We start from the raw sequence: 12,923 nt of genomic DNA, 5'->3' as shown, positions 1-12,923 counted from the left end.
CTTCCCGCTCACCGTCGACGCGTGAAGCCACCTGATCCCTGCTCCCCGTGAGCGCGAAGGGAGAGCTGAGGGCTATTCCTTAGGCTTCTATTCTCGCCCGCCCACAAGCACAGCCAGGCCAGGCCTTATCAACGCAAAGACGGCAGCCACCCTTCAATAAGGTGACTGCCGTCTTTAGCAGGCGCTGTGCGCTAGGCCGAATGATTAATCATTACGGCGCTCACGACGCAGCAACAGCGTGGAACCGATGATGAGTGCAATACCCACGCCCACGATTCCGAGGACATTGGCACCGGTATCAGCCAGTGCGCGGTTGCTCGACGTCGATCCAGAGGTGCTCTTCGAGCCGCTCTGGCTAGAGGTCGTGGAGTTGTTCCGCGGTGCATCCCCGTAGCTCGGGTTGGACTGGTTGGTCTGACCATTGGTCTGCTGGCCCTGCTCATTCAGCTCAACCTTGCCGCTAATCTTCGGCTCGTCCTCACCAGGCTTGGGCTGAGGTGCAGTCGGCACCTTCGGCTTGGCATCTGGCGAACCACCTGGGGTGTGGTGGTCGTTGACGCTGGAGCCCAAGATTCCGCCGCCAATCAGGCCGCCGATAATCGGTACCAAACCATCCGGGATGCTCGAGCCGCGTGGGCCTTCTGGATCCTTTGGATCCTTCGGGTCATTCGGCTTGCCTGGCTCCGGATCCTGAGGTTCGTCTGGCTTACCTGGGGTTGGTTCGTCAGTCGGGTCCTCAGTTGGGTCCTTGGGATCCTCGGTTGGGTCCGTGGTCGGCTTGTCGGTCGGGTTCTTCGGTTCCTCAGTCGGGTCCTTGGGGTCCTCAGTCGGCTCGCCCGTAGGCTCATCGGTCGGGTCGGTCGGCTCGACAGGCTCAACTGGGTCGCAACCGCAGTTGTCGCTGATGACGCCGATGACGGTCTTCACGTTGAAGGTCTGGCCATCCTCGGTGGTGACGGTGACTGGGATTTCCTGGATAGTACCGCTCGGGGTATCAGCCGGCGGAGTAACCGTCAGCTGGCCGGTGGTCTCATCGACGGTCACAGTCCAGCCTGCTGGAACCTCGCCCAACTCGTAGGTATTGCCATCCGTGTGGCCGTAGTTGATATCTACGGTCTGGGTATCGCCGGCCTCAATAACCGCTGGGTTATAGGTTGGCGCGGTGATTACCTCGGTCTCGGTTGGCTGAGTCGGGTCTACCGGCTGGTCCTCCTTGACGATGAACGTTGCCGTCGCGGTGTAGGGCTTGCCGCCATCCGGGGTAACCGTAACCGGGATTTCGGCGTAGTCGCCCGACTTGGCGTCGGCAGGCGGCGTGGCCGTAACCGTGCCGTTCTCGTCCACGGTGGCGGTCCAGCCGGCTGGGAGCTCACCAATCTCGTAGGTATTGCCCTCGGAGCCGTCCTTGATGTTCTGGGAAGCAGGCTCGCCCGGCTTGGTTAGCTCCACGCCGTAGAAGCCGCGGTCCAGCTCGACCGGAACTTCCTTGGTCTCGGTGGCCTTCTCGGTTTCGGTCTCGGTCTGCGTTTCCGTGACCACCTTGGTGCCTACGCGTAGCTTGCGCGGGGTCGGCTCCTTGATGACGTCCTCAGTGGTTTCTGGGTCGCCCACGACCTTGCCGTCCTTGAGCTTCCAGACCTTGGTGACTTCCTTCTCGCCGAAGGAACCAGCCTGGTCCTCCACAATCTTGCCCGCCTCGAGGTTCGGGTCAGACTCGATGAGGGTCTCAAACGGCAGCTGCTCGGTGTGCTTATCGCTCAGCTCGGTCTGGGATGGTGCGGTACCGACTTCGATAATCTGCTTGGTCGGCTTGCGGATCTCCTCGGTGGCATCCTTGGTGGAAATCTCGCCATTATCGGAGGTCACGGTCACGGTGTGCTTGACCTCACCTGGCTTTCCTTCCTGGACCAGCTTGGTCTCCCCGGCCTTGAGATCCGGGTTCTCGCGAACCTCGACCTCAAATGGGGTGCTCTCGGTCCACTCCACGGTCTTGGATGTGGTGTCACCCTTGGTACCGACCTTGATGATCTTCTTGACCGGTTCCTCGACGCGCTCGGTTTCGGTCGTGGTGCCCGTGACCTTCGAATTCTCGATGGTCTGGGTCGTGGTGACCTTATCCTTGCCCGGCTTGCCCTCCTGGACCGTCTCCTGGGTACCGGCCGGCAGGGAGTCGTCGAATTGAATCTCAGTCTCGAACGGGACCTCGACCTCGGACTCGGTGGTGTTCGTGCCCTCGGTCTTGGTGCCCACGCGGATCACCGCGTTGGTCGGCTCCTTGGTGCGCTCAGTGGTCACGGTCGGCTCGCCGGAAGGCTTGCCGTCGACAAGCTTTTGAGTCGAGGTTTCAACCTCAGTACCAACTTCACCCTTCTGATCAACAACCTGCTCGCCTGCCTTGAGGGTGTCATCGAAAACGACCTTGGTGGTGAACGGAATCGGCTTTTCGGTCTTGGTCACGAGCTCGCTCGGAGCAAGTTCCGGACCATACTCGACGATCCGCTTGACAGGCTCCTTGGTGGTCTCTTCCTCGACTACCTCAGCATTATCACCCTTGGCGGTGAACTTGGCGGTGTAAGTCTTCTCGCCGTTTGCACCTTCCTGGACGACCTTGGTCTCGCCAGGCTTCAGGTCCGGGTTCTCGCGAACCTCAGTCGGGTACGGGATCGGAACCGTCCATGTCACGTCCTTGGCGCTCTCAGCGGGCTTGGTGCCGACGATGACGACCTCGTTCGTCGGTGCCTTGGTCTGCTCCCAGCTGCCGTCCTTGTTCTGCTTCTCCGCGCCTGGCTTGCCTTCGGTCTCGACCTGGTAGGTACCGGCCGGGATGGTGTCATCGTACTTGTACACGACGTCGAACGGAACCTCGCGCTTGGGTACATCGACGACGTTCACTACCGCCTTGGCGGTGTCCGTGGAACCGTCCTCGTAGGTAACCGTGACGGGAATCTCCACCTGGGAGCCCGGTTCCGCGTCCGCTGGTGCGGTTGCGGTGATCTGGCCATTGTCGTCGATGGTCGCGGTCCAGCCATCGGGAATGGTGCCCAACTTGTAGGGGCTATCCTTTGCGACGTTGACGTTCTCCGGCTTTTCGAGAGTCACCGGCAGCTTAGCGGTCTCGCCCGGGTAGACGGTCTCTACTGGGTAGGACGGCTCGGCTTCCCAATTGTTGGCCAGGTTCACCACGGTGGTCACGGGCACCAGTGGAGTAGAGCCGTCAGGGGTCGTCACGGTGACGTTGACGGTCTTCTTGTCACCCGGCTTGGCATCTGCCGGCGGGGTGGAAGATACGACACCGGTGTCCGGGTCGACCGTGTACTTCCAGCCGTCGACTTCTTGTTCGGTGATCGGTGCGCCGTTCTCATCGTTGCCGAAGGAGAACTTCGAACCCTTCGGGGCGTCCTGGACGTTGTGGTTCACAGCCTGATTCGGGCCGGTGGACTCAACGGAGTACGTCGGAGAGATGTCGCTCTTCAGAACAACGACGGTGCCCTTCACCTGCTGCGGCTTGTCGACGTTGTCGTAGTACGCGAGGACTGGGACGTCTAGGATGTAGCCCTCGGGGGCGTTCCGCGGAATGGTCGTGGTGATTTCACCAGTGTTCTCGTCAATCTTGACGGTCCAGGTGCCGCTGTCATCCGTGTGGGTGTACTCGGTCTTACCGTCCTTGAAGGTGTAACGCTTCGGAGCTTCATCGGTCGTGTTACCGCTCAGTCCACGCTCGGGAATCGCGGGCTTGAGGGCGACCTTGGCGGTCGGCTTATTGGTGACGGTGTCGTAGTCAGGGACCTTAATGTCGACGATCGCCTGGAACTGGGTCTCGATCTCGTCCGTGGTCTGGTCCGGGTAGGTCGCCTTCACCTTCGGGGTGATGATGGTGCCCGGCGCCACGGTGTCGTCCGCCTTCGCGGTGACCTTGCCCGTCTCATCGACGGTGACGGTCCAGCCTTCAGGGACAGTGGACGGGTCGACCTCGAACTTAGCAGGGTGAACCGGCTTGTGGCCCTTCATGATGGACTTGGTGCCCACCTGGGCGTTGAGCTCGTCCCCAATGGTGCCTTTTGTCAGACTCGGGCGCACCAAGTCAGTAACCTGCGTGTTGTTCGGGTCGACAACCACGAGCAGTTCAAGCTCGTCTGTAGAGCCGTTGGAGTACTCCACTGTTACGACAGGGCGCGCGAAGGTACCCGGCTTCGGGTTCTCCGGAGCGGTGACGGTGACGTTGTAGTCCTCGTCCATCTCGACGGTCCAGCCCTCGTAGACGTACTTCTCGTCGAGGGAAACCTTGGCTTCGAAGCCGCCGTCGCCCTTCTTCTTGGCTAGGTCCTTGATCAGGTCCGGAACCTGGTTGAACTTGACCTTTTGTGGCTCGGTAGCGAGCGGGCCCGTCGCGCTATCGACGCCAGAGATGATCGAAGCATCGGTCTTGTCGTACTTCGGGTCGTGGTACTCGGTGTCGTCCAGGGAGAACGCCTTGGAGTCGATAACGTTCGCCTTGCTGTAGCGATCCAGCGAGTTGGAGCTGTCGAAGGTCTTGCCATTGCCGTCGTTGTTGTGCTCAGTGGCAGCTTGGAGCTGTTTAACGGTACGCGGCTTCGCCAGAACGGAGAAGTTCACGTTCTTGTCGGTCGCCTGATCGGTACCGCGGTACTCAGGCCAGGTGAAGAAGATGTCGCCGGTCTTTTCGTCGACGCGCAGGAGCTGCTCACCGCCGGAGGCTTCTGGGTCTGTGGTGCCGATGAACTTACCGTTGCCGTCGTAGGCTTCTACGACCATGCGGGACAGCGAGTCGTCCGTCTCGCCGTCAGACAGCTCAGGGACGTTGATGTGACCGACCTTCGTTTCCTCACCAGGGACGATCACATGCTTCTCAGATATTTCGGCAGACTCCCACGACACCGAGATCGGGTTACATTCGATGTTCTCGCTCGGCCACGGGTTTACGGTAGCGCTAAAAATAGCGCTGCCCCCCTGGGTGGCATTCCGGCCATAAGGATTGTCCTGCTTGTAATTGCTTTGCCAGGCGTAACGCACAGGGTTACCGGCAGAGGCCGAAGCGAACTGCTTGACTTTCTCATCGGTCAGCTCTGCGTAGACATTCAAGCTTCGCAGACTGCGACCACTAGCAGTAATGTCGATGTTTTCGTCGGCCTTGCGGGTGACATTTTTATCAATAAAGGTCTGGCCAGCCTCCATGGAAGGCACCTGGCCAACATCCAAGACATTATTAAGGTTCTCCGAATTTGAAAAGTACCAATCCGTAAACGTGCGGTCCTTCGAGTTATCAAAGGCGACGCTCAGGCCCCAAGCTTTCTTGTCGGGGCTGGCCGGACCTGGCTCCAGGGTGTTCCAGCTGAAACCTGCCTGACTTCCGCTCTTCTCACCGCCCTCAACAACACACGAACCCGCCGGCAGGTCGGACGCCTGCTGGGCGTCCTGTTCGACCGCGCCGGACTTATCACGGATGCCGCCGCTCAACGTAGCAGCGGTAGCGTCAGGAGCCACCGAGTTGAAAGAAGTGATGCTGAGACCACTAAGCGCAAGAGTGATGGCAGAGAGAGTGGCTACTCCTCTGGGGGAAGTGCGACGCTGGGTCGAACCACTTCGCTGTGCATTCATAAATTGTGTCCTTTCCAATGCAGCATTCTGCCTCGCTCTAGTGAGACCAAAGCAGTAACGGGGCATGTTAAGAAGTTTCCCCACAACTGCCCGAGAGAATTAATGGAAATAGGCAGAGCAGCAACTAAAATTTTACCATCCCCGCCCTAAAGAACACAACAATTTATTCGGCTAACCAGCTATTTGTAAAAAATGCAACCAATAACATTTTATTAAATCTTCCACATTTTCCGGTCCGACTGGATGCCTATTTTTCGTCGTGCACCAAATCTGATCCGCCGGCGGAATTGGAGTCTCCTTCCTCGTTGAGGTTTTGCTGGAGGTTAGCCTCCATCCAGGCACTCACGGCCGACTCAAGGTCCTCGGAATCCTTAACGTCCTGCACTACCTGGTCGAGGTCCTGTGCAGTAAGGAACTTGGTGAAGGAAGCCACTTCCAACTTCTCTTCACGATTGAACAGGCCGTCTTGGTACACCACAACATAGTTTTGCGGCAGCGCCGGCTTGGCATCCGGGCAGCCATGAGCGCCGGCGGGCTCAACCACGGAGAGCTCAGGCGGCAAAGTGGCCATCAGTGAGATGTGGGTACGCTCCAGAAAATCTTCGCCGGAAGAGTCACCTTCCTGTTGTTTAACGTAGTCTTTCGACACCACGCGGGCCTCGACTGGGTTAAAAGCATCTAAGAACACCCCTGTACAGCCAACGAAGAAGTTTCCGCTGCGGCTCATGCCGTCGTCATGGTCGCCGTGTTGCACCAGCATCGGTTCTTGAGAGACAGTGGCGTCACGGCCTTCTTCGCGAAGCTTCTGGCGGTAAATCTCCGCCAAGACTCGCTGTTCGTGGGAAGTTGGGTCGATCACGATGGTGATAGGTGCTGAGGATACTGGTTTCGGGTCTGGCGTCGGCTCGAATCCGGAGCAGGCGCTTATCGACGCCCCCATCGCCACCGCCGCTACAATCCCACCAATACACGTGACGGTGCGGGCAGAAGTAATAAGACGAGGCATCAAATCGAGGGCGTTCTTTCTATTCAGCACGGTTAAAGCATGACGAGGCATCGTGCTGAATCTTACACACCCTCCTCCCTTTGACGCGGTGTAGCTCTCTGGCGTTGTAGGTGATTAGACTGGGACAGGTTATGACTAGCGCAATTTCTGAATCAGCAGTTCGTGACGCGCTCGGGCGCGTCGATGACCCCGAGATTGGGCGCCCCATTACTGAGCTTGGCATGGTCAAGGACGTCACCGTTTCCGGTTCGGACGTTGACATCGAGCTCTACCTCACCATTGCGGGCTGCCCGATGAAGAGCACTATTGAGTCCAATACGCGCGCGGCCGTGGCCGATATCGCGGGCGTGGGCAACATTTCCATTTCCATGACGCCGATGAGTGACCAGCAGCGCAAGGAGCTCAAGCAGAAGCTCCGCGGCGGCCAAGCCGAGCCGGAAATCCCGTTTGCAAAGCCGGATTCCACCACTCGCGTTTTCGCGGTGGCCTCCGGTAAAGGTGGTGTGGGCAAATCCTCCATGACCGTAAACCTGGCCGCAGCGCTGGTACAGAAGGGCCTCAAGGTTGGCATTGTGGACGCCGATATTTACGGCCACTCCGTTCCTAACCTCTTGGGCTGCACCGATGGGCCGACTGTGCTCGATGATGAGATGCTACTACCGCCAATTTCTCACGGAATTAAGCACATTTCCATCGGGCAGTTTGTGGAGGGCAATGCCCCGGTGGTCTGGCGCGGGCCTATGCTCCACCGCGCTCTGCAGCAATTCCTGGCTGACGTTTTTTGGGGCGACCTCGACGTCCTGCTCTTGGATCTGCCACCGGGCACTGGCGACGTTGCCCTGTCCGTAGCCCAGCTCATTCCCAATGCAGAGCTGCTTATTGTCACCACCCCGCAGGCCGCGGCCGCCGAGGTGGCAGAGCGCGCCGGATCCATCTCCCAGCAGACCCGTCAGCGCGTGGCTGGCGTAATTGAAAACATGGGCGCCATGGTGATGCCGGATGGCTCCACCATGGATGTTTTTGGCACCGGCGGCGGACAGATTGTGGCCGATCGTCTGGGCGTCATCTTGGGCCATGAGGTGCCGCTGCTGGCTTCCGTGCCGCTGGATCCCACCTTGCGCAGCGGTGGCGATGCCGGCACGCCGATTGTCCTCGATTCCCCCGAGTCCCCCGCCGCCCAACAGATCCAGGCGGTGGCCGATAAGCTGGCCATCCGCTCCGATTCCCTGGTGGGCAAAAACCTCAACTTGGGCGTGAACTAACGCCTTAGGTCACATCGCCCCACATGCCGCCGCCGGTGGATTCTTCCCCATCGCGCGGCGGCTTTTTCTTGGGTGCGGGCTGCTCCGTCGGCTGGGGGGCTGCGGTGCGTTGCTGCGGCCGGGGCTCTGGCTGCGGCTGCTCAGCGTAGATCTGGGAGTAGTCGAAGCTCGGGCGCGGCTGCTGCGGTTGGGACTGCGGCTGCTCCTCCGGCTCCTGTGGAGCGGTAGCGGTCTTGACGTTTTCTGCCATTTTCTTGGGGTTGAAATCGTCCCAGGCGGAATCGTCGCCATCGAAAAGCGCCTTGGTAATTGCCCCCTTCGGGCCGAGGCGCGTCCACTGGGCAGCTTGGGTGAGCGGGGCGCGGATATCATCGAATTCCGAGGTAATCGAGCCCATCTCGCCGTTGAGCTCCGCCTTGGCGTTATTGATGGCCTTGCGGGCCGCATAAATGGCCGCGCGCACATCCTTAATCACCTCGGGCATGCGCTCCGGGCCAATGACGATGATGCCCAAGAGCACGATGACGAAAATCTCGGGCCAACCAATGGAAGAAAACACGGTTAAATACTAGTCCCTCACTCTTAGCCGCGCTGATTGTGCTTGATTGCGCGAACCACCATTTCCACCTTGTCCAAGAAATCCTGCTGCGGCCGGTGCACGGGCGTTGTCGCATCCGGCCCGGGCGCAACCTCTTCGGTGGCAATGCCTGCGAGCTTTGCCAGCAGGGATTGCGGCGCCTTGACTTTAGCGGAATCCGCGCAGTGGCGAACCCACTCTGAGGCATGGCGCTGCTGATGCACATCCGCCCGGCACTCGGCGCAGTGCACCAAGTGGATGCGCACGCGGTGCATGAATTTCGGCTCCATCTCCCCGTCTACGAAGGCAACGACAGCCTCTGGGCCAAGGTGCCCGATGGTATCGCTGCGCCGTGCCTTAGCTTTCGCCTTATCGCGGGCCTTGGCCTGGGCGGCATCGAATCCGCCGCGCACGCTCAGCGTGGGCACGGTCCGGCGTCCTCGCAGCGAGTCCATCGACCCCCTCCTCCACTAGTTGCTTGGCCTTCAGTGACACGGAAAGTCCCCGCCGGTAGCGGGGACTATGCAGTTTCTTTAAAGTTTAGCGCGCGGTGGTTTAACGCGTGCGCAGCAGCATGCGGGTTTCCGCATTGGTTTGTGCTTCTTTTTCGAGTGCCGTACGCAGCTGGGAGCGGCCACGGTGGATGCGGGAGCGCACCGTACCCATCTTGACGCCCAGTGTCTCCGCAATCTCGTCATAGCTCATACCTACGACATCACATAACACCACGGCCACGCGGAAATCGGGAGCCAGGCCATCGAGCGCGGATTGCAGCGCCGGGTCCAGGTTGGCCACGGTATAGGCCTGCTCCGGGGTCATATCCGTGCCGGGCACGCGTTCATAATCCTCCGGCAGGGCCTCCATGCGGATCTTGGAGCGATGGCGGACCATGTCCAAGAAGAGGTTGGTGGTAATGCGGTGCAGCCAACCCTCAAACGTACCGGCCTGGTATTTATCCAGGGAGCGGAAGACGCGCATGAAGGTTTCCTGGGTGAGGTCCTCTGCATCGTGCTGGTTGCCGGAGAGGCGATACGCCAAGCGGTAGACGCCATCGGCATGTTCGGCCACTAGGTCACCCCAGGCGGGCATGTCAGCTTCGCCGGCATCGAACGCCGCGGTACCGGTCAACTCCGCTCCTGAGGTAGCGGGCTGAAGGGATTCGGCATCGCGCTTCGTTGTTGTCATGCATGTCATCTTTCTATACTTCAAAGTGAAACTCCAGCCACAGTGCTGATAATTTCCTGTGAGTCCGTCACATTATCCCCACCCACCACAACCTAGCTGGCTAGGCGCGTTTTTGCCACATTTGCGGACACTTTTCCCTAAGGTTTATTGCGTGACTACTACCGCATATGAAGCACTGCGTTCTTATATCGAGACCACCAGCGAGCCCTCCGCGGCCCTGCGTGGTGCGCGCGACCACGCCGATGAGTACGGTCTGCCCGTTCCAGATGAATCAACGGGCCAGCTGCTCACCACGCTGACGGCCGCCTCGGCCGGCTCTACCGAACGCCCCCAGTCCGTGGCGATCACCCCGGCCGCCAATGTGGTGGGCCTCTACCTGCTCGCTGGCATGCCCGATAATGGCATCTTGACCTGCATCGACCCCGAGGCGGAGCACCAGCGCAGCGCCAAGACCGCCTTCCGCGAGGCCGGCTATGCGCCTTCGCGCGGCCGCTTTCTGCCGTCTCGCCCGCTCGAGGTCATGGGCCGTCTGGCTAATGACGCCTACCAGGTCATCTACGCCGACGTCGCCGCGCTCGAGCTCCCCGCCATCATCAAGGCAGCGTGGCCACTGCTGCACCAGGGCGGCACCCTGGTCTTGGCTAATTCTTTGCTCGATGGCACGCTTGCCGACGTCTCCCGGACCGACCGCGACACCGCCGCCGCCCGCGAAGCAGACGAGTACCTGCGCGAGCTCGAGGGTGCTAACGTCACCCGCTTGCCGCTGGGGTCCGGGCTCACCCTCGTAACGAAGCTTTAGACCTTCTGGTTTTTGCCGACGACAACCACGCCGCCGTCAGAAACCTTGAAGCGCTCCTCATCGCGCTCGCGGTCCACGCCGATAATTGCGCCATCGCTGACGACGACGTTCTTATCGAGGATCGCGCGGCGCACCACGGCACCCCGTCCGATGCGCACGCCCGGCAGAATGACCGATCCTTCGACCGTGGCGCCATCGGCCACGTGGACGTCAGACGCCAGCACGGAATTGCGCACCGTGCCGCCGGAGACGATGCAGCCCGGCGCCACCATCGAGGACTGCGCGATGCCATTTTGCACGAACTTCGCCGGTGGGAAATTGGAGTCATCCGTGGAGTGAATCGGCCAATTCCGGTTATAGAGGTTGAAGATCGGGTGCACCGAAATCATGTCCATGTGCGCTTCATAGAAGGAATCGATGGTGCCCACGTCGCGCCAGTAGCCGTGATCGCGCTCGGTAGATCCCGGCACCTCATTGGCCATGAAGTCATAGACGTGTGCCTGCCCGCGCTCCACAAAGTACGGAATAATATCGCCGCCCATATCGTGGGCGGAGTCCTCGTTCTTTTCGTCCTCCAAGAGGGCGTCAATAAGCGCCTGCGCCGTAAAGACATAGTTGCCCATCGAGGCATAGCTCATATTCGGATCATCCGGCGTAGCCGGTGGGTCCGCAGGCTTTTCCACGAACTCCGTGATGGTTCCCATGCCGTCGGCCTGGATGCATCCGAACGCCGTTGCCTCCGAGCGCGGCACGCGAATGCCGGCCACCGAGCAATCTAGCCCCGTGGCGATGTGCTCTTCTACCATCTGCGCCGGATCCATGCGGTAGACGTGGTCTGCGCCGAAGACGATGACGTAGTCCGGCTTCTCGTCATAGATGAGGTTAAGCGACTGCACAATGGCATCCGCCGAACCGTTGTACCACCGCTTGCCGCGGCGCTGCTGGGCAGGCACCGAGGCAATGTACTGCGGCGTCGGCCCCGCCAAATTCCATGCCTGGGAAATGTGGCGGTCTAGGGAGTGGGATTTGTACTGCGTCAGCACCGCAATCTTGAGGTAGCCGGCGTTGACCAGATTGGACAGGACAAAATCAATGAGGCGGTAGGACCCGCCAAAAGGCACGGCGGGCTTAGCGCGGTCTTCGGTCAGGGGAAAAAGGCGCTTTCCCTCGCCGCCGGCTAGGACGATGGCTAGGACATTTGGCAGGCTTCTCACGTTTCCAAACCTAACCGCAAATCCCACATTTCGCAGCAGATATATGCACATTTCTACCCCCATCCCGTATTTCTGCACGCGGCACCAGAGATACGTATTCTGGGTGGGCATGAGAGCCGGAATCTTTTCCAAAGAATACCCGCCGGAAATCTACGGCGGGGCCGGAGTTCACGTAGCTGAACTCACCCGTTTTATGCGCGATATCATCGATGTCTCCGTGCACTGCATGGGCTCCCCGCGCGAAGAAGAAGACGTCTTTGTCCACGGCGTAGACCCCGCACTCGAGGGTGCCAATGGCGCGCTTAAGACCTTGTCCACCGAGCTTCGCATGGCCGATGCCGCCTCTGATATCGACATCGCCCATTCCCACACGTGGTACACGGGCCTCGCCGGCCATCTTTCCGCCCAGCTCTACGATATTCCGCACGTGGTCACCGCCCACTCGCTGGAGCCGCACCGCCCGTGGAAGCGCGAGCAGCTCGGCGGCGGCTATGACGTTTCCTCTTGGTCTGAGAAGAACGCCATGGAATATGCCGACGCCGTCATCGCCGTCTCCGCCGGCATGAAGGACTCCATCCTGGATGCCTACCCGCGCATCGACGCCTCCAAAGTCCACGTCGTCCTCAACGGCATCGACACCGAGCTGTGGCAGCCGCGAGAGGGGGATGTGTTGGACAAGCTGGGCGTCGATAAGCAACGCCCCATCGCCGCCTTCGTTGGCCGAATTACCCGGCAAAAAGGCGTGAAGCACCTGCTGCAGGCGGCGCAGAAATTCGACCCGGATATCCAGCTAGTGCTGTGCGCCGGCGCGCCCGATACGCCCGAAATCGCGGCGGAGACCGAGGCGCTGGTAGATGAGCTGCGCGCCCAGCGCGATGGCATTTTCTGGGTCAAGGACATGCTCCCGCGCAACGAGGTCCAGCAGATATACTCCGGCGCTGATGTTTTCGTCTGCCCGTCCATCTACGAGCCGCTCGGCATCGTCAACTTGGAAGCCATGGCCTGCGGCACGGCCGTTGTCGCCTCCAACGTAGGCGGCATTCCGGAGGTTGTGGTCGATGGCGAGACCGGTGTGCTGGTGCCTTACGACGCCGCCGCTACCGCCGCCTTCGAAGCCGACCTCGCCGCCGCCGTCAATGACGTCGCCGCCGATAAAGAGCGCGCCGCGGAATTTGGCCGCGCCGGCCGCGAGCGCGCCATTCGCGATTTCTCTTGGGCTACTATTGCCGCCCAGACCGTCGATATCTACCGCAGCTTGATTTAA

The 12,923-nt window shown here is 60.3% G+C and carries 9 protein-coding genes; 3 read left to right on the top strand and 6 right to left on the bottom strand.

Annotated features, from left to right (window positions below; translation table 11 throughout):
- Positions 1-204: 204 nt before the first annotated feature.
- Both MHY24_RS01075 and MHY24_RS01070 read right to left on the bottom strand, forming a co-directional pair.
- Complete coding sequence (locus MHY24_RS01075) at positions 205-5,616, bottom strand: G5 domain-containing protein (RefSeq protein WP_239228048.1); 5,412 nt, start codon at positions 5,614-5,616, stop codon at positions 205-207.
- A 247-nt stretch (positions 5,617-5,863) separates the two neighbouring features.
- Positions 5,864-6,652, bottom strand: coding sequence for a hypothetical protein (locus MHY24_RS01070; protein WP_239228047.1), 789 nt, complete (start codon positions 6,650-6,652; stop codon positions 5,864-5,866).
- 101 nt (positions 6,653-6,753) lie between these two features.
- On the opposite strand from MHY24_RS01070, the gene MHY24_RS01065 reads away from it, so the two are divergent.
- Positions 6,754-7,884 carry an Mrp/NBP35 family ATP-binding protein gene (locus tag MHY24_RS01065; RefSeq protein WP_239228046.1) on the top strand — a complete coding sequence of 377 codons (1,131 nt, stop codon included), beginning with the start codon at positions 6,754-6,756 and terminating at the stop codon, positions 7,882-7,884.
- 4 nt (positions 7,885-7,888) lie between these two features.
- Here MHY24_RS01065 and MHY24_RS01060 read toward each other — a convergent pair whose 3' ends face one another.
- The 3 genes from MHY24_RS01060 to sigE form a co-directional block, all read right to left on the bottom strand.
- On the bottom strand, positions 7,889-8,443 hold the full coding sequence (locus MHY24_RS01060; RefSeq protein ID WP_239228045.1) for a twin-arginine translocase TatA/TatE family subunit: 555 nt from the start codon (positions 8,441-8,443) through the stop codon (positions 7,889-7,891).
- A 23-nt stretch (positions 8,444-8,466) separates the two neighbouring features.
- A complete protein-coding gene (locus MHY24_RS01055; RefSeq protein ID WP_239228044.1) occupies positions 8,467-8,916 on the bottom strand; it encodes an anti-sigma factor in 450 nt (149 codons plus the stop codon).
- A 100-nt stretch (positions 8,917-9,016) separates the two neighbouring features.
- Positions 9,017-9,646, bottom strand: coding sequence for an RNA polymerase sigma factor SigE (gene sigE, locus MHY24_RS01050; RefSeq protein WP_239228043.1), 630 nt, complete (start codon positions 9,644-9,646; stop codon positions 9,017-9,019).
- A gap of 151 nt (positions 9,647-9,797) precedes the next feature.
- Here sigE and MHY24_RS01045 point away from each other — a divergent pair, with 151 nt between their 5' ends.
- Positions 9,798-10,445 carry an O-methyltransferase gene (locus tag MHY24_RS01045; RefSeq protein WP_225747145.1) on the top strand — a complete coding sequence of 216 codons (648 nt, stop codon included), beginning with the start codon at positions 9,798-9,800 and terminating at the stop codon, positions 10,443-10,445.
- Here the strand turns inward: MHY24_RS01045 and glgC are convergent.
- Complete coding sequence (gene glgC / locus MHY24_RS01040; RefSeq protein WP_204609533.1) at positions 10,442-11,659, bottom strand: glucose-1-phosphate adenylyltransferase; 1,218 nt, start codon at positions 11,657-11,659, stop codon at positions 10,442-10,444. The two genes, MHY24_RS01045 and glgC, sit on opposite strands and share 4 nt — an antisense overlap.
- A gap of 109 nt (positions 11,660-11,768) precedes the next feature.
- Between glgC and glgA the strand changes: the two genes are divergently transcribed.
- Positions 11,769-12,923, top strand: coding sequence for a glycogen synthase (gene glgA / locus MHY24_RS01035; RefSeq protein ID WP_239228042.1), 1,155 nt, complete (start codon positions 11,769-11,771; stop codon positions 12,921-12,923).

The organism is Corynebacterium sp. ACRPQ (assembly GCF_022347225.1).
Lineage (GTDB): Bacteria > Actinomycetota > Actinomycetes > Mycobacteriales > Mycobacteriaceae > Corynebacterium > Corynebacterium tuberculostearicum_D.
This window is presented reverse-complemented; position numbering and strand designations above follow the sequence as displayed.